The sequence below is a fragment of the Motilimonas sp. E26 genome, from assembly GCF_021278025.1.
In the GTDB taxonomy this organism is placed as follows: Bacteria; Pseudomonadota; Gammaproteobacteria; order Enterobacterales; family CBDFNC01; genus Motilimonas.
In genome coordinates this window covers 1-17,831 of the sequence record NZ_JAIBHJ010000038.1, presented here as the reverse complement: position 1 = coordinate 17,831, position 17,831 = coordinate 1, and the positions used below count along the sequence as shown (strand labels likewise).

The 17,831-nt window shown below is 45.0% G+C and carries 16 protein-coding genes; 9 read left to right on the top strand and 7 right to left on the bottom strand.

Going from position 1 to position 17,831, the window contains the following annotated elements:
* Window positions 1–20: 20 nt before the first annotated feature.
* On the top strand, window positions 21–911 hold the full coding sequence (gene secF, locus K1M91_RS19710) for a protein translocase subunit SecF (RefSeq protein ID WP_232803988.1): 891 nt from the start codon (window positions 21–23) through the stop codon (window positions 909–911).
* Between the two features lie 246 nt (window positions 912–1,157).
* On the opposite strand, the gene K1M91_RS19705 is transcribed toward secF, so the two are convergent.
* Window positions 1,158–2,285: a hypothetical protein gene (locus K1M91_RS19705; RefSeq protein ID WP_232803971.1), complete on the bottom strand. Its 1,128-nt coding sequence runs from the start codon at window positions 2,283–2,285 to the stop codon at window positions 1,158–1,160.
* Between the two features lie 240 nt (window positions 2,286–2,525).
* Here K1M91_RS19705 and K1M91_RS19700 point away from each other — a divergent pair, with 240 nt between their 5' ends.
* Window positions 2,526–3,308 (top strand): transporter substrate-binding domain-containing protein, encoded by a 783-nt coding sequence (locus tag K1M91_RS19700; protein WP_232803970.1) that lies wholly within the window; start codon window positions 2,526–2,528, stop codon window positions 3,306–3,308.
* A gap of 40 nt (window positions 3,309–3,348) precedes the next feature.
* On the opposite strand, the gene K1M91_RS19695 is transcribed toward K1M91_RS19700, so the two are convergent.
* From K1M91_RS19695 to K1M91_RS19685, 3 genes are read right to left on the bottom strand one after another with little or no spacing between them, the layout of a single operon-like run.
* Entirely contained in the window at window positions 3,349–4,656 is a 1,308-nt protein-coding gene (locus K1M91_RS19695) for an ABC transporter substrate-binding protein (RefSeq protein ID WP_232803969.1), read from the bottom strand.
* A gap of 3 nt (window positions 4,657–4,659) precedes the next feature.
* On the bottom strand, window positions 4,660–6,105 hold the full coding sequence (locus K1M91_RS19690) for an ATP-binding protein (protein WP_232803968.1): 1,446 nt from the start codon (window positions 6,103–6,105) through the stop codon (window positions 4,660–4,662).
* On the bottom strand, window positions 6,095–6,808 hold the full coding sequence (locus K1M91_RS19685) for a response regulator transcription factor (RefSeq protein WP_232803967.1): 714 nt from the start codon (window positions 6,806–6,808) through the stop codon (window positions 6,095–6,097). The genes K1M91_RS19690 and K1M91_RS19685 overlap by 11 nt, the downstream gene beginning before the upstream one ends.
* Window positions 6,809–7,145: 337 nt before the next feature.
* Between K1M91_RS19685 and ptsG the strand changes: the two genes are divergently transcribed.
* Window positions 7,146–8,582, top strand: coding sequence for a glucose-specific PTS transporter subunit IIBC (gene ptsG / locus K1M91_RS19680; RefSeq protein WP_232803966.1), 1,437 nt, complete (start codon window positions 7,146–7,148; stop codon window positions 8,580–8,582).
* A gap of 116 nt (window positions 8,583–8,698) precedes the next feature.
* Here ptsG and K1M91_RS19675 read toward each other — a convergent pair whose 3' ends face one another.
* From K1M91_RS19675 to K1M91_RS19665, 3 genes are all read right to left on the bottom strand, one after another.
* A complete protein-coding gene (locus K1M91_RS19675) occupies window positions 8,699–9,460 on the bottom strand; it encodes a transporter substrate-binding domain-containing protein (RefSeq protein ID WP_232803965.1) in 762 nt (253 codons plus the stop codon).
* Window positions 9,461–9,550: 90 nt separating this feature from the next.
* Window positions 9,551–10,270: a hypothetical protein gene (locus tag K1M91_RS19670; RefSeq protein WP_232803964.1), complete on the bottom strand. Its 720-nt coding sequence runs from the start codon at window positions 10,268–10,270 to the stop codon at window positions 9,551–9,553.
* A gap of 60 nt (window positions 10,271–10,330) precedes the next feature.
* Window positions 10,331–11,392: an ethylbenzene dehydrogenase-related protein gene (locus tag K1M91_RS19665; protein ID WP_232803963.1), complete on the bottom strand. Its 1,062-nt coding sequence runs from the start codon at window positions 11,390–11,392 to the stop codon at window positions 10,331–10,333.
* 797 nt (window positions 11,393–12,189) lie between these two features.
* Here K1M91_RS19665 and K1M91_RS19660 point away from each other — a divergent pair.
* The 6 genes from K1M91_RS19660 to K1M91_RS19635 all read left to right on the top strand — a co-directional run.
* The gene (locus K1M91_RS19660; RefSeq protein WP_232803962.1) at window positions 12,190–12,705 is read left to right on the top strand and encodes a GNAT family N-acetyltransferase; all 516 of its coding nucleotides are present in this window, start codon (window positions 12,190–12,192) and stop codon (window positions 12,703–12,705) included.
* A gap of 579 nt (window positions 12,706–13,284) precedes the next feature.
* Entirely contained in the window at window positions 13,285–15,324 is a 2,040-nt protein-coding gene (tssI, locus tag K1M91_RS19655; protein ID WP_232803961.1) for a type VI secretion system tip protein VgrG, read from the top strand.
* A gap of 10 nt (window positions 15,325–15,334) precedes the next feature.
* Window positions 15,335–15,844: a PAAR domain-containing protein gene (locus K1M91_RS19650; RefSeq protein ID WP_232803960.1), complete on the top strand. Its 510-nt coding sequence runs from the start codon at window positions 15,335–15,337 to the stop codon at window positions 15,842–15,844.
* Window positions 15,845–15,847: 3 nt separating this feature from the next.
* A complete protein-coding gene (locus K1M91_RS19645) occupies window positions 15,848–16,807 on the top strand; it encodes a DUF4123 domain-containing protein (RefSeq protein WP_232803959.1) in 960 nt (319 codons plus the stop codon).
* A 107-nt stretch (window positions 16,808–16,914) separates the two neighbouring features.
* Window positions 16,915–17,619, top strand: coding sequence for a VRR-NUC domain-containing protein (locus K1M91_RS19640; RefSeq protein ID WP_232803958.1), 705 nt, complete (start codon window positions 16,915–16,917; stop codon window positions 17,617–17,619).
* Between the two features lie 9 nt (window positions 17,620–17,628).
* On the top strand, window positions 17,629–17,831 hold a 203-nt coding region (locus K1M91_RS19635; RefSeq protein ID WP_232803957.1), incomplete at its 3' end, for a hypothetical protein.

Below are 17,831 nucleotides of genomic sequence, written 5' to 3'. Positions count from 1 at the left end.
TCATGACTCAATTACTGAATATGAAAAATGCCAGCCAATGGCGCTATGGCACCAGTGTTATCTCTATTTTATTACTGTGCACCTCATTGTTTTTTATTGTGACTAAGGGCTTTAACTGGGGCTTGGATTTTACCGGCGGCGTGGTCAGTGAAATTCAAGTAAGCCAGCAAATCACCAACAGTGAGCTAAGCCCACTGTTGGAAGTGGGGCTAGGGCAAAAAGTGAGTGTGGTTGCCAGTGATGAACCGGGTCGTTGGGTTATTCGCTATAGTGTGCCGGAAAATATGAACACCACCGCGGTATCGATTGAGGCTTTGCTTGCGCCGCTATCGGGTGAGGTGCAAGTGCTGAACACTAGCATAGTGGGGCCGCAGGTCGGGCAAGAGCTAGCTGAGCAAGGCGGATTAGCGCTACTTGTTTGTATGCTTTGTATTATGGTGTATTTGAGCATTCGCTTTGAGTGGCGCTTAGCACTGGGCTCGCTGGTGGCTTTGGTACACGATGTGGTATTTGTGCTGGGCTTTTTTGCTCTTAGCCAGATGGAGTTTAACTTAACTGTATTGGCGGCGGTGTTGGCGATTTTAGGTTATTCCCTCAATGATTCGATTATCATTGCTGACCGTATTCGTGAATTACTGCGTTTAAAACCCGATGCGGCCACCGCCGATATTAATAATCAAGCTATTGCGGCTACCTTTACCCGAACCATGATCACCTCAGGGACCACTTTAATCACAGTATCTGCATTATGGTTATTGGGCGGTGCGTCGTTAGCGGGTTTTGCCATTGCCATGTTTATCGGCATCCTCGCCGGCACTTGGTCATCGATTGCGGTCGGCACCTCACTACCCGAAGTGTTAGGCCTAAAACCCGAGCATTATCAAGAGGAGGCATTGCCTGATACACCTTAGTCTTGGGTAGGAGTCCTATTATGGGGCGATAAGACTTGGAGCGGTATTTAACAGCGAAATTAGCGCGCTCAGCGCATAAGATTCGCGATATAAATATCGCTCCTTGTATGTTGAATTTTTTGATTTGTTTTTTTGTAGACCAGAGCTCGCTCAGGGAATTTGCGATATTCGCTGAGCAAGCTCAGCTCCTACAAAAGCCAACCAGCTTGCCGTTACACACTCGTAGGCTTGTATTCAATCACGCGTTTAGCTTGGTTTGCTGCTAACTAAGCGCACTTCATTGGGTAATACCTCACATGACAGCTCGGCATAATTCCATTGGTAAAACTTCCTGTCGATTAATGCAAGTTCGGCGTCGCTGAGAGAAATAACTTTATAGTCTTGGCCGCCGCAGTAATGACAGTTGTCATCATTTGGGGGGCGCGCAAACTTGCACCTTTCACATAGCCAAGCTTCTTGGTGACCAAGGGCTTTTACGGCGTTAACACTGGCAACTATGGAAGCTCGCCGTTGTTTGGTTTTGTTGGCAGCGGTTGCTATCGCTGCCTGCTGTGCCTGACGCTCAGCTTGTTCATATTGTGCTTGCTGCTGGCGTTTCAGTGCTAGATCGGCGGCCATTTCGAGCTGGCGTTGTTGCGCTCGTTCTAGCGCAGCGGCTTGTGCTTGTTGGCGTTGCGTTTCTTGTTGTTGCTGGCGCGTTTTTTCTATTTTCAGCGCTTGTTCTTGCTGTGCTTGATGTAATGCTTGGCACTTATCCTCAAACACTTTTTGCCGAGGGTGATATAACCACTTTTTATTATTGGTTGTCACAAGCAAGTGGTTGATGATGGCGCTCTTAGGGTTTTGTTGATGCTCATTAATTATGCTAATGAGTGGCTGCATATTGATTTGTACTGTGGGCAGGCCTTGATAGCCGTGAGTGTAACTGTGGCCTAAAAAGTTCAGTATCACAGCTAACTGATAGTCACCGACTTCAAGCACGATAACATCAGCACCTTTAGTTATTTTTGTGCGAGGAATAGTTACTTGTTGGTAGTTAACTTTAGCGCTTTTGGTGATGGGGTAGGTGGCTGTTTGGCAGCCTAGATCGCAGCTAAATTGGTAATCATAATCAGGGGTGAAAAAGGTTTGATGGGAGGTAAATAAGTTGCGCGACATCCAAAATAACGAACGTTGTAGGTTGATTTCACATAATGCCGCGGCTTTGCCTTTCTCATGGGCAAAATGATGTTGCTTAATGTTACCTTTTTTAGCGATAACAGGGGTTTTGCAGGCATAACACACACAGCCACAAGCGGCGCCTCTGGGCACATCTTCAACAAAAACCATCTCGTTGCTGGCGTGATCAAGCGCAAACGGTATCAGTACACTCATTCTTCCTCCCTCTGTTAGTATTAGAGAGAACCAAGTATCGGTCAATGTTATTTAATTTCAAACGGATAAGGTTGAGAGCTGTTTTTGAGAATGATGCGCTAAGCTGACTGATGGCTAAAAAATTGACAATTGAGCAACTTGATTTGTGCTATACCTTGGAAGACTAGGCATGCTAACGCATTTGTTTGCCCCTTCGCTGAAGCCATCGAGAACCTACTCCAAGTAGCATAGGAGGATGTAGTGAAGTATTTAATTTTACTGATCAGTTTGTGGCTTGCTCCGGCTTATGGTTGTGACCATACCTTTAAAGTGAGCATTGATTCTTGGCCGCCATTTTTTGTTAAAGAGCAGGAAGGCTGGACTGGCTTAGACGTAGAGATTTTAAAGCAGGCGATTGCAGGTGCAGGTTGCCAAATTGAGTTTGTTTATATCCCCCCTCGGCGCGGCCTTAAATACATCGCCATCGGCAAAATAGATATTATGATGGCAGCTTCATATACCAAATCTAGAGCTGAATTTGGTTATTTCAGCACCCCTTACCGTGATGAGCTTATTGGTATTATGATGCCTAAAGGTTTATCTAACCTTTATCCTGCTAATCGCCTGACTGATATTTTTAACCAAGATATTTATCTATCCACCCAGCGTGGCGCTTGGTATGGAGATGAATTTGAAGAAATTAAGAAATCACTCCGATTTCAAAGCAAAATTCACTATGCCAACAGTGAGGCACAAGCGATTGACTTGCTTATGCACCAACGTGTAGATGGCGTGGCTACGGATGTAATGGCTGGTTTGTTTAAAGCGCGAGAGCTTGGTTTTTCCGGCAATATTGAGTTTCACCCTTATTTGTTAAATAGCAGTAAAGTCAGCTTTTATGTCAGTAAAAAATCGGTGCCCGAAGCGCTGTTTAACAAACTAAATGACAGCTTAAATAATTACTTAGAAAGCGATGAGTACAAAGCGCTGCTATCGAGTTATTTGCCAAAGACTTTGTTTCAAAACGCTGCTAGTCCTGAGTAATGCTTGCTAAAGCGTTGGGTTTTGAAGAGATAATACTAACCTAAAACCCCTCTTGACCTTGGCGTTTGCCAATATTTAACAGCTGTACCACCACTTGCTCGGCACTGATGTTGTCTTGGTAAAAATAGCGATACAGTAGCTGAATAATTTCGTTTTGTTGTTGCTCTGGTAGGGCCATTGAATCAGTCAAACTGGGGACTAAGTTGTGCTCGGCTTGAGCGCGATCGAAATCTTGTTTGGCGGCTAAACTGCAGCTGTCAAAGCCAGTTAGGTCGATATCTTGACGCGCGGGCAGTGAGCCTTTCAGTTGATTAAATTGGCTTTGAAAATCTTTATTCATTAACAAGCTAGCCATCGCTTGGCTGACTCGTTTACTGTTATTTGCGCCCTGATGGAATAAGACAAAACTGTCCATGTTATAGATAAAACTGTTTTGTGTGCCCGGTGCGGCGGCGCAAATGTAATCTACATTGGCTTGATAGCCGAGGGCGGTTAGTTCGCCTTTGACCCAGTCGCCTAACAGCTGGATGGCAGCTTGGCCTGTGGCTAAGTCGGCGGTCGCTTGTGGCCATTCTTGCGCCCTTTGTTTTGAGCCGACTATGTGTGACAGCTCGCGAAATAAGCGCAAGGTCGCCAAGGTGTTCGCGTTGTTAATGGTGTCGGGGTCTAGCTCAACAAACAGTTGTCTATATTCCTGCGCGCCGTGTAAGCCGAGCGTCATCATTTCAAAAATCATTGCCACTTGCCAAGGCTCATGGCCAATCGCTAGTGGTGTGATTCCTGCTTGTTTAATGGTCTTGGCCGTGTCTATAAACTCTGGCCAAGTTTGTGGTACGGGTAAGTTAAGCTGGGTAAAGATGGCTTTATTTAGCCACATCCAGTTGATGCGATGTAGGGTCAGTGGGATGGCGACAAAGTGGCCTTGATAGCGATTAACACTTAAGGCAATATCGGGCAGACTTTGTTGCCATTGCTGTTGCTGAGCAATGCTTTCTAAATCGACTAAAAATCCCAACCGTGCCCATGAACTTATCGCCGGGCCTTCTATTTGCGCCATTGATGGTGGGTTGCCAGCAATGGCGCGAGCTTGCAGTACTGTCATGGCGCTATCACCGCCACCACCACGCACTGCAAAGTCGCGCCAAACCATGCCATTAGCATTAACAGCTTGCTTTAAGGCGGCTGTAGCTCGTTGTTCTCCTTGGCTTGTCCACCAATGCAGTACTTCCACTTGCGGCTGGGTTTGTTGTTGGCTTAGAGGTATCACTTGAGCAATGTTTTCAGTGGCGTAACTAGCTTGGGTCAAGCAAAATGATAGGATAAATAGAGAAAGAAAACCGAGTTTCATGACTTAATGCTCCGGTAAGGTGAGGCTGACGATCAGGCCTTGTTGGTGGTGATTTCTTAGGCTGATGTCGCCGCCATGACTGCGGGCGATGCTGCGTGCTATGGTTAAGCCTAATCCTGTGCCTTCTTGCTTTTGCTTGCTTAATCGAAAGTATGGTTCGAAAACTTGTTGTTGCTGAGGCACTGGGATGCCATCGCCATAATCACGGAAATCAATATGCAGTTGTTGCTGCAGTTCGGTGATATTAATTTCAACTCGTTTACCGTATTTTATGCCATTTTCTACTAAGTTGTTGAGTAAGCGTTTTAGTGCCAGTGGTTTACCCAAATACTGTTGCTGTACTTGGCCATGAATGGTGACTTGTTTGTCGTAACGACCATAAAGTTCTGCGCTTTGCTGCAAAATATGGTTGATGTCGACAGGCTCTATGTCTTCGTGCAAGTCGGTATCGCGAATACATTGCAAAGCCCCTTTTACCATAAAATCTAGCTCATTGAGGGCGTTTTCAAATTTTTTCCGAGTAGCTTCATCGGGCAACATTTCGGTACGTAGCCGCAAACAGGCAATCGGAGTTTTTAGGTCATGAGAAATGGCGCTAAATAACATGTCGCGATCGCGCAGATAGTTTTTGATCCGTAAGCTCATTTTATTAAAGGCGCGGGTAGCCGTGATAAGCTCTTCACTGCCTTGTTCGGCCAGCTGCGGCGTGTCGAGCTGCTCGGTCATGGCGCTGGCGGCATTGGCCAGTTTGGCGATAGGTCGGATTTCTCGACGCACCACCAGCCATGTAAAAAATACTAATAATAGCGAAGACAAGCCCATAAAAAACCATTGTTTAGTGTCCATAAACGGGGTATCGAGCAAAACAAAAGGTGCTGGTAAAATAGCGGCCAAATAGAGCCATTCAGTGGGCGATATTTCAATCTGCATGACTAATATTGGTGGATTTAATTCACCCAGTGACAAGCTATAGTTAGCCCATATTTGAGGGACTTCGTCTAACCTGACCTCAGTATTAAACACACGAAGATTTTCACGATCGGTAAATTCTAAGGTAATGGCCTGATCAGTGCTTAGTTCTTGATTAAGCACCTTACGAACTTCGCTGAGTACCATTTTTTTACGTTGGCTATCGGGTAAGGCTTGAATGGCAATTTCATGATTATTCAGCGATACAAAGAAACGTGAACCGCCCATTTTTCGCAGTTGATTTAAAGTTAGGTGGCGATACTCTAATGGCAGTGAGCTAAAAAAGGCGACGGTACTCGCGGCGCTAAGAGCAAGGCTATTAACTGTGCTAATTAAGCCTTCGTTTTCTTTAGCTGCACCTTGTCGATACCAAATGAGTGCGGTGAGGAACTGAGCGCTGATGATCACAAGCAATAATGTGGCCAACAAGCGTACCACTAAGGTGTTGGCTAAGCGTGGCTTCGTGGCATCAGACTTCATGTACGGCCTCAGCGTTGAGCATATAGCCTTGGCCGCGCACGGTTTTAATCAAGGCGCGGTCTTGGTCGTTCAGATGATGGCGCAAGCGACTAATTTGCACATCAATACCTCGCTCTAGTGGCATTGCCTCGCGACCTTTGATAGTGGCAGAAATTTGATCGCGATCTAGCAGTTGATTGGCGTGGCGTAAGAATAGGTGCAACAAGCTGTAATCTGCGCCCGAGAGCTGGTTGATATTGCCTTTCTCATCAATGAGTTGACGGGTAAGAGTGTCGAGCTTCCAGTTGGCAAAACAAATGTAACGCGCTTGATTGAGGCCGGCATTAAACTGCGCCCGGCGTAGCTGCGCTTTAATACGTGCTAATAGTTCACGCGGACTAAAAGATTTAGTCATGTAATCATCGGCACCAATTTCTAACCCCACCACGCGGTCTGCTTCTTCTGCAACTGCGGTCAGCATAATGATCGGCACACTAGAGCTGCGGCGGATCCAGCCGCATAAGCTAAAGCCATCTTCTCCGGGCAACATCACATCGAGAATGATTAAATCGGGATTGTGTTGTTGCAAACATTGGCGCATTTCAATGCCGTCGGCTGCGGTGAGTACGGTAAAGCCGGCATTGCCTAAATAGTCTGATAGGGCGTCTCTGAGTTCGGCATTATCGTCTACTACTAACAGGGTTTTTGCGACTGCTGTTGGCATACTTCCCTCGCTTTATTATTGTTATTTTTTAAACCTATTAAGTGTACTGAAACTGCTTGAACAAGGCACGCGTCGTTTTGTAAGCATTCGCTTACAAACTGCTTTCTCTATGTCACCTTCGCAAGACAAAAAGCCCATAGACTGCTAATGCGGGGATAATTGAAAAAGAATTTTCCTTGGTGAGAGTGGGTTTTTGATAAACAAAATATCCTTTTCAAGGATGAAAAAGTTAAGCATGCAAGGATGTACTAGCTGCGATTTTGGTTATCCATAACTCACTCTGAAGTAAGAGCGTTATTAATCATTAGCAGTGCCTAAGTGGGCAGGGAGAAGGGATATGATCAGTAATATATTTGGTCAGCTACAAAAGGTGGGACGGTCACTGATGTTACCGGTATCGGTATTACCTGTGGCTGGTTTGTTATTAGGTATAGGTTCAGCCAATTTTAGCTGGATGCCAGCAGCGGTAAGCCAAGTGATGGCGCAGTCAGGTGAGGCCGTATTTGGCTTTATGCCACTGCTATTTGCCATTGGTGTGGCGCTGGGATTTACTAAAAACGACGGGGTGGCGGCGTTAGCAGGCACGGTTGGCCTTGGTATTATGCTTGCCACACTGGGCGTAGCGGCAAAAATGAAAGGCTTAGAAACCACCACAGTGCTAGGTATAACGACCTTACAAACGGGGATTTTTGGCGGCATTATTATGGGCGGCGTCGCGGGCTTAATGTTCAATCGCTTTTACCGCATTAAATTACCAGAGTACTTAGGCTTTTTTGCCGGTAAGCGCTTTGTGCCGATTGTGACGGGGTTGGCTGCGATTGTGGTCGGTATAGTTATGGCATTTGTTTGGCCACCGGTGGGCGCGATGATCGATACCTTCTCTCATTGGACTGCGTACCAAAACCCAGTGTTAGCTTGGGGGATTTACGGCTTTGGTGAGCGTGCGTTATTACCGTTGGGTTTACACCATATCTGGAATGCGCCGTTCTTCTTCGAGGTAGGTAGCTATACCGATCCAGAAACAGGTAAGGTTATCACTGGTGAAGTGGCACGCTTTTTTGCTGGCGACCCAACGGCAGGGCACTTAGGTGGCGGCTTTATGTACACCATGTGGGCGCTGCCCGGCGCGGCATTGGCGATTTACCATACCGCTAAACCTGAGAAAAAAGCCGTTGTTGGCGGTTTGATGTTCTCAGCCGCGTTAACCTCGTGGTTAACTGGGATCACTGAGCCGGTTGAATTTGCCTTCTTGTTTGTGGCGCCGGTGTTGTATGTGATCCACGCGTTTTTAACGGGGATTGGTTTTGCCATTACTAACTACTTGGAAATTCAGCATGGTCAGTCGTTTGCCCATGGTGCCATCGATTTCTTCTTGTTCTTACCCCTTTCGACTAAGGCTTGGTTGTTCTTAATCATTGGTCCATTGTGGGCAGCGTTTTACTATGTGTTGTTCCGCGTGGTGATCACTAAATTCAATTTAAAAACCCCAGGTCGTGAAGAGGCTGAAACCGAGCAAGCAGCGGTAGTGGTTGGCTCTGAGCTGGCGACCAATTTAGTGCACGCGATGGGCGGCAAGGCGAACATTAAAAATATAGATGCTTGTATTACTCGTTTACGCGTGACAGTGGCAGATATTGCTCTGGCGGATATTCCGCGCATTAAAGCCCTAGGAGCGCGTGAAGTGGTGGTGATAGGCGATAACTTGCAAGCCATCTTCGGCACCCAGTCGGACAATATCAAAACTGAGATAGGAGATGTGTTGGCGTTAAACTAGATTTTCCGGATACCTTTACGGCGCCATATTTTGGGCCAACAACAGCGTAAACCTTTCCATTTGCAGGCCTAGCGGCCTGCTTTTTTTGGTAGAGAGCGGAAGTGTAAGCTATTACGCTAGTTGCGTTGATGCGCAGGGGGCACGCTATCTTGCTGACCAATATTAGCTGCAGACTGCGGCACCACTTTGTTTAGTGCTAAGCGTAGCCTTTCAACAATTACGTCAGGAGTATCTTTTTGTAAGGCAATATAGAGAGGTTTGGATATTTCTTTTAGGTCTAGGACAGCTTCAAAGTCATTTGGATCTAACTGCAGTTTTGTAAGGCGATACTGGAATGAATTGATATCTGCCGCCAAGTAATCAATGCGACCTGCGAGCAGTTGCCGAATCCCACTTTCTTCAGAGTTGATCACTTGTACTGTCAACCCTTGCTGTTGTAAATAGGCTGTTTTCACATCTTGGCGTAAGCCACCGATTTTACCGCTTGATAAATCAGATAAGGTATTGGGCTTAGGGTTGTTAGTCCCCTTAAGGGCAAAAATTTTAACATCGAACTTTACAATTTCTCCTACCCATTTAAATAAAGCTTCGCGCTCTGGCGTTCGGGCAACATTGATCAACAAAGCGTTAGGTGTTATTTGCGATCTTTCATAAGCTCGAGCCCAAGGAAATATCAACACGTCATAGTCCATTTCCGCCGCTGTTAAAACCTGTCTAACAAGATCAACAGATACGCCGCTCACGCGCCCCTGATCCAAATAGCTAAAGGGCGGGAAGATGGAGGCAAAAACTTGTACCTTGGGATTATTTTCAGATGACAGCGCGGCATTGGTATAACAATAAATCAGCAGAAAAAGCCACCATTGAGCTAGTTTCATTATTTTACCTTAAGGTAAGGACAATATTATTAGCTTAGACAGTACGATGAAATCCATCAAAGCTCTAGTAATAAAAATAATGACTTTGCATCAAGTGCTTAACTGCGAGTTTAGATTTTTCCACCACAAATGATATAAGCTCAGCACACACATTAATGCAATAACGCCCAGCTCAATGCCGCCTGCGATAACGATGCTGTAAACGAATACCACACTGTATTTACTGAGCCACCAACTGGCAATGTCGACCCATAATGCTAACCAAGCCACTGAGATAAGGCTGTTTTTAACCGTGCTGTGAAATGCGGTTTGCGCCATCAGTAAAGTCAGTGGCAAGATGATAAAAGCAATGCCAAATAAGTGAATATGGGCACTTCTGGCCATTTTTTGCCAAGAGTAACCCGGCTCAGTAAAGGCGCTGACATCTTGATAATTGCTGAGTGGCAGGCTAGGTATGGCACCGGTTTTGGTCGAGCCGCGGCTGTGACAACTTTGGCAGTCATACTCTAAAATCGGTAACACTTGCTGCTGAAATTGCTCGTTGTCAGCGGCGCCTTGTTTGATCCAGTCTGCAATTAAGACGATATCATCGTCATCGGCAACGTATTGGTACATTGGCCCTTTTAATGCGCCAACCAGTTGTGATTGATGATAGTGAGCGATGACATTTTCAATTTGCGGAATGTTAAAGCCGTGGTTTTTTCCTGAGTATTGCAAGCCAATCAAAGTCGCGGCAGCTAATGCGCCGAGTAAAATGGTGAGTAAAAAGCCACTGAGAGCAAGCTTGCTGGCGCAGTTATTGATGTTCATGTTGGCCTCCTTTGCGGTAAAGCCATTTAGATCACGGCGTCCTTGCCGATGCTGTTTGGTTTATTTGGCAAACATCAGGGTAAACACGCCCTCATGATATAAGTGATTGATTTGGGAGTTATCAAACACCGAGACACCAAATGGGTAGGGCTTAGTTAAATCACTAAACTGTACGTCTTGGCTGGCGCTGTTTTCACCGCTGGTGCCCAGTTGGCGTTTAAACTCTAAATGCCAGCTGCCGTCTTTCCATACCCCTTTAGCGCTAATATCGCCGCGTGAGCCGGTGAAGGGCTCAACCACGATGCCAGGCAGCATGTCGCCTGCTTTGAAGGTATCGACAAACGGCATTTTTTCGGTGATGGCGTAGTGGCTAAGCAGGTCAAACACGGCAGTGCCATAGGCAGGCGCGGTTTTATCAGCATTGATATTATCTTTGTAACCGCCGCTGAGTTTGTCATCACCTTTACGACCCCAATTGTCATTGCTGGCGGGATCGGCGGTCGCATCGATAAATTGGTCATCGAACTGCTCGGTTGGTCCGGTACGCACTGATTTCCAGTGCCACATATCAATGGTTTGACCCATGGCGCGGGTGTATTTGCGCCCCGGTGCGGTTTGCTTTATATCATTGACCATGCCGTTGTCATCCGCCATGTGGCAGGCAATGTCACAGCCTTTTTTGGCAAAGCCACGGGCATTGATATCCCAAAGTAGTGCCGCTTTGTCCTCGTAGTAGGTGTTTTCATGATTCGTTTGATCTTTGTTTTTTAACTGTTTCCAACTGCCGTCGGGTTGCTTAACCCAAGGGTAGCGCGCGAGGCTATGGGTCGGATCTTGCCATTTCATGTAAAAGTATATGGTTTGGCCGTCGTAAAGGGACTGAATACTGACTTGGGTTTGTTTCATACCAGGGTACTGGTCAGAGACGTAGGGCATTTTATCGAGTGTGATTAACAAGGGAGTGGCTTGCTGCCATGCTGCTTCTGCTATGCCGTCTAAGGTGATTGAGGCGCTGGTTTTTTGGCTAGTTAGTACCATGTCGGCTGCGGCTTGTATGTTCAAGCTAACCAAGCTTGCGGCCACAGTTAAGGTAAATATTGTGGGTTTAATTAGAGCGTTCATTCTCGTACCTTTTGTTTAAAAAGTGAGCGGTCTTCTTAAGGGTAGTGGTTGCTGGTTGTCACGTTGCGCTCTTACGGGGTTTTATTGATTTAGATAGGGGGTTTTGCGGTCAAATTTTTGTACTGAGGGGGCAACAAGCTCGGTAATGCATTTTCTAAGGGCAAAAAAAAGCGATGCCTTGCGGCATCGCTTCAGATTGTCACATCATCTAATCCTTGATGAGTGTGCTCCCTGCTTTTTCTGACTATTTTGGCTCTCTATCCTTAGAGTTGCACTTATTGGTTATCCTTAACCTAACAGACCTTCCTGATCTGTTTTCTATCTCCGTCCTGGAGGTGTCCCTTTGCTACATCGTGTAGCTGTCCTTACATCTTCCTTAATTGCCAAACTTCCTGTCTGACATAAATACTCAACGTCCTGTTAAGTATCTTTGCTTCCTTTCGCGATTAAATATACAGGTTTTCGGTAAGGTAAATACCCAGCCTCCTAGGAGGAAACATGACGGAGCGCACGAAATGCAAATGAGAAAAATTAAGTTTAATAAAAACAATGATTTATTTTTTTCAATAATTCGACGAATTGCAATAAGACACTAGAATCTGCCACAACCGCTATGGCGGATCTCGCACAAGGAAAATTTTTGCGCTTTGCGTTTTTAATTTGAAAACGCAATTTTCTGGAAAACTACGCTGTATTTAACGATAGGAGGTTTAAGCAGGGCTGAGGTTATTCAGAAAAATATGATATTGTTTTTAAGGTGATTATAAGTGGTTCTCATGCGATTTAGGTAGATAACAGTGCAACCAGATATAGAAACTAACCGACTTATTTTGAGGCCTTTTCGGCTTAGCGATGGCGATCGAGTGGCGCAGTTAGCGGGAGATAAAGCGATTGCCGATATGACAGCCAACATTCCTCATCCATATAAACCTGAAATGGCAGTTGATTGGATCAAAACCCATGAAGCTCAATTTGTTACGCGTAAAGGCATTATTTATGCCATTACCTTGAAAGGCGATGACGATATTATTGGTACGGTGAGTTTGCCGAAACTAGAGCACGGGCTAGGTGTTTTAGGCTACTGGTTAGGTGTGCCTTATTGGGGGCAGGGAATTACTTTGGAAGCGTCGCAAGGGCTAATTCATTACTGCCGGATGCATTTGGGTTTAAAACAGCTGCAAGTAATGCACTTAGTTGGTAATGAGCGATCTCAGTCTGTTATCAAAAAGTTAGGTATTCCCTATAAAGGTAATATTACGCTGCGGATGCAGGGGGCTGAGCGAGAAGTGCGCCTTTATCAATTGATTTTGTAGAATAAACGATCATTACCATCAATGAAAGCAGTTGAGCGCCTAACGGTCAAGCCTGCGAAGTATTGAGTGCTTACGATTTTTAGAGGCGAGCAAAATATTGCCTGTTGAGCAAGATGTTGCCCGTTCTGGGCCATAAATTGCCTGAAATTGTAACTCCATCATGTCTGATGTATTGATTTTAAACGGTTTCAATTTGGCATGATATTTGTACCAAATATTACTCAAACTTATTTGTTGGCAATGTCTGTACCATGTTGAATATAAATCTAGGCCCAGAATGGAGCAAAATTACTCTCGGGGGGCTGTTGCTCAATATTTAAGTCATAGTTGTTAAAGTTTTAAAGATTGAATACTAGCCAGGGTTTTTCTTAACCGCATCAACTCCTAGCGCAGAGAAGGAAGATTGCTTACAGGGCTCGTAAAAGAGACTGTTGTCTGCGGTAAATTAGTTTTGGAACACACCTTATAAGGCTATCTGTTTCAGTAGATGGATTTATGTTTTTTGAGGCTTAGTAGTTGGATTATCACTAATAATAGCGTCAGCTTTTTATTATTTATGAACATTGCAAAGGTACCGTCATGCTTAATCTCACTGGTCTACAGTTTTCTCTGGTTGTTGATGGAGTAGCCCCAACAGCCTTCTCAGTGGTTTCGTTTCAGGGCAAAGAAGGCATTTCGACACCTTTTACATTTCATTTTGAACTTGCCAGTCGCGACATGGATATTGTTGCTAACTCAGTCGTTGATAAATCGGCCACCTTGACTGTTTATCAAGATGGAGAAATACAAAAGCAGATAAATGGCATCGTCAGTGCTTTTACGCAAGCTGAGATTGGCTATCACCATACGGGCTATAAGTTGACCTTAACTGCAGCAATAGCGCGCTTATCGTTAAGGCAAAATAGTCGCATATTCCAACAGCTTAATGTGAAAGAAATAATCAGCATTTTATTAGATGAGATGGGGATTACGGATTATGTTTTTCCACTGAAAAATGCACTGGCTGCTCGAGAGTACTGTGTGCAATATAGGGAGTCTGACTTGGCTTTTGTCGAGCGATTGGCTGCTGAAGAAGGCATTTCTTATTATTTTGAACATGAAAAAAACAAGCATTCTCTCGTCTTTTGTGACGACATTTCCGGTTTTGCGCAATTAACAATTCCTATTGAGCACAACGGCCTTTCTGGTGGGCAAACCAAAGGTAACTTTGTAAAGCAATTTATGCTAAAAAATCAGGTTAAGTCGGCAAAAGTAGCTACTCGTGATTACAGTTTTAAAAAGCCAGCCTATAGCTTTTTGATTGAAAAAAGGGAAGCGGATATTGGTTTTCAACGAGATGATTACGAGTACTACGATTTTCCTGGTCGCTATAAAGATGATGCTCATGGTAATAAGTTTAGCCAAACTCGCCTCGAATACTTAAGAAGAAGCGCCATAGAAGGTATGGGGGATGGTAATGTGCCTCAAATGACAGCCGGCTATAAATTTGAATTAAGTGAAAACTTAAAAGCGGCTTTTAACCGTGATTGGTTACTGATTACAGTTCAACATTTTGGTGAACAACCTCAGGCGCTGGAGGAAGCAGGCGGTGAGGGTGAAACCAAATACAATAACCATTTCACCGTTATCCCCGGACGCAGGCAGTGGCGAGCTATGCGCAATGAAAAACCGAGGGTTGATGGACCACAGATTGCGATTGTAACAGGTCCCCCAGGCGAAGAAATATTTTGCGATGAACATGGCCGAGTTAAAGTGCAGTTTCCTTGGGATAGATATGGCAAGAGTGATGAAAATAGCTCCTGTTGGGTTAGAGTTTCACAAGGGTGGGCAGGAACAACTTATGGCATGATGGCTATTCCGAGAATTGGCCACGAAGTGATAGTCAGTTTTTTAGAAGGAGACCCGGACCAGCCTATTATTACCGGACGCACTTATCATGCAACGAATCGCCCTCCATACCAATTACCCGCACATAAAACGCGCACAGTGTTAAAAACAGACACGCATAAAGGTGCAGGATCGAATGAAATTCGTTTTGAAGATGAATTATCCCGTGAACAAATCTATATACATGGACAAAAAGATCTCGACATCATTATAGAAAATAACCGACGAGAAGATGTGAAGTTTGATCATCACCTCACTGTTCATAATGATAAATTTGAATTAGTCAAAGGCGATCAAAGCCAGACAATTGGCAAGGAGTCCTACCAAGAAATAAAAGGAAGTTTGCATCAGCTTATTGGCAAGAACTTTGTTCAAAAAATCATCGGGGTAGTAAAGCGTGTCTTTGTTGGCGGAGTGGTTACTCAGATAGATGCTGGTAATCAGACCGTGATCGGAGCGTCTGATGAACGCAAGGTTGGTGCAAACCTGCGTTATGAGGTCAACAATGAAGCCTATATCAAGTCAAGTGAAATGGTCTTGGAAGCAGGCCAAGAGCTGACTATCAAAGGTCCTGGCGGCTTTATTAAGATTGATGGTGGAGGGATCACCATCAGTGGTAACAAAGTCAAAATTAATGAAGGTGGTTCGCCAGGCTCTGGCACTAAACCTAGTCAGGTTAAACCAGAAGCCCCAAGTGTACCGACTATCCCAGACAGCGCAGATAAACGTTAGGAGATCTTAAATGCCAAAAGCAGCTCGATTAACTGATTCCTGTTCTGGACATGGTTGTTTCCCTGCTACACCCATTATTGAAGGTAGTAGTGATGTTACTATTAATGGTAAGCCTGCCGCGCGTAAAGGCGATGCCGTATTATTACATGCTTGTCCTTGCCCAAAAATGCCGCACGGTATACATAAACGAAGCATTGCTGCTGGTTCATCCAATGTGTCTATAAACGGCCAACCAGCGGCAAGAGTTGATGATAAAATAGCTTGTGGTGGTGCGGTGGCTGCAGGCTCAGGTGATGTTTTTATCGGTGATACTCCGTATCAATCGCCAGTACAAAAATGTGCTCAGCAAGCCATCTCAAACAATAACCCCATACTGAGATTTAGCCCGATGCCTGAGCCACTTAATATCGAGTGGCATAAATCGTTTTTTGCAACCCATGCTCAAAAAGGGGCATTAAAACAAGCTGCTATGCAGAGCAAAGCATTCATTCCATTATGTGCAGCTAAGTTGAAAGGGTAACGCATGTTAGGGGAAACTATCGCGTTTAAACAGTTGTTAGAGCGGTCGCTAGCACAACAGCATTATTTATACTTGTTACTGGACGTTGCCAAGTTTGATGAATTCTGGGAGCAATGGCAAGCAAGATCCAATAAAGCGCAAACCCAGTGGTGCTATTTGTACCAAAAAACTCGCTTCGATCATTTGTCGCAAGTGTCGCCATTACTGATACAAGTGGAGGAGGGAGAGTTTGCTGATGATGTATTGCAGTGGCTTTCTGCTCTTTTGTCAAATGATTGGGGGATCCTTTTCTCGTCAACCCTTACCTTAGAGAGTGTACTTAGCCATTGGCAAAGCTGGCTAACTTGCTTTCTACCTAATGGCAGCGAAACTCTATTTAGATTTTACGAGCCCAACATTATGGCTTTGTTTCTAACAGATGAAAGCTTTGACGATAATGATAGGCAGACGCTGGTAGGAGTGTGTGGTGAAATATTTCTCGCCACTGAGATACCTCATCAATACACGCGGCTCTATGTTAATACCGAGCGTGAAGATGTGTGTTTACCTAACGCGCCCTGGTTCTATTTTGAGCAAGAGCAACTTGATGCCATTGACGGGCTTTATTACCAAGAGCGATTAAGTGAATTAGCTGTCGAGTTATTTAAACTGGCCCCATCAATCTGTATGCCATTATCAAAGCGCCAAGTAAAAGCAGGGCTTCATCAAGGGATAGAGCTGGCCAAACAGCAGTTTCCAAACGCCCCCAGTAAAGCGAAGGAGCATTTTTCGCTCCAGCGATTTTTGCTTGGTAGCCGTTTTTATCAACACGCGAGTTTTTTCCTCATCACTCAGACACTACCTCTGCTCAATGCTTTGATTGAGTTTTCAAACAATAGTCGTTACAAACAAGAAGTAGAAGAACGTTTTCACGATAGTGATTGGCTAGAGCAGGCAGAGCTTGAGATGGAGGCATTATCATGACGGCGAGTTGCGCTACCTGCGCTGATGGACCTTTAAGTGAGCTGGGCATCATATGCTCTTTTGTGTGTGTTTGTGATAACTCGGCACCCAAAAGCAAGGCTGGCTCAATGCTCAAACAAAATTGTGTTGCTAAGGGCCTAGATTGGATGCGGGACAGTGGGCAGGGAAGAAATATATTACCAGAAGTGGGTTATTATATGGGGGGCGTTCCTGCTCCAGTTCCTTTACTGCTAGATGGGCCTGCGGTTCCAGAGCGGATAAAAAATCATTGGCATCGATTTAACAAAGTTAGAAAGCTATTAGCCGAAGATGGCGTAGAAAAATATTCAAAAGGCTTATTAAGGATCCCGGATATCGTGATCACTGAGCAGCCCGATCAAATACCAATACAGCCCAATATAAAACAGGTTGTTGAAATTAAATTTCCCGGAGATAAGTGGGGCGCTGGTCAAAAAGATGCATATGAAACTATAGCGGGTGAAGACGATTTTGGTACACCTAAACTGACTGAACTCAACACCAATAAATGCGGTTGTGGCGATAAAAAGCAGCCGATCGCTAACCCTGTGCCTGCGCTAACCAATGCGTGGCAAGATGAGCTAGATCGCCAACAAAGTAACAAGTTAGTTGATATAGGCATAGTCGTGGGGGGGACATTGCTTGGTGTTGCGATGATACTTGACGATTTTACGGGGATTGGCGCTGCTGATGATCCCTTTATCCCCATTGTTTCTAGTGCGGTGGCTCGTTCGTCAGTACGTTTACTCACTTTGGGGTCTCTCCCCGTCGCTGTGCCTATATTAGCCAACTAAGGAATTGCAATGGAAAGTACTATAGAAGAGCAACTAAAACTCATTGAGCCAGAAACTGGTAGGGTACTAATGACGGTTTGTTTAAACCTGACTTTGTTTTTTCGTGGTGCTTCTACACCCGAAAAACGCCAAGCGATTCTCGCCATTTTTGCTGAATACCAGCAGTTGATGCAAGGCAAGCTCAATTGGACCACCAATCCACAAACTGGTGC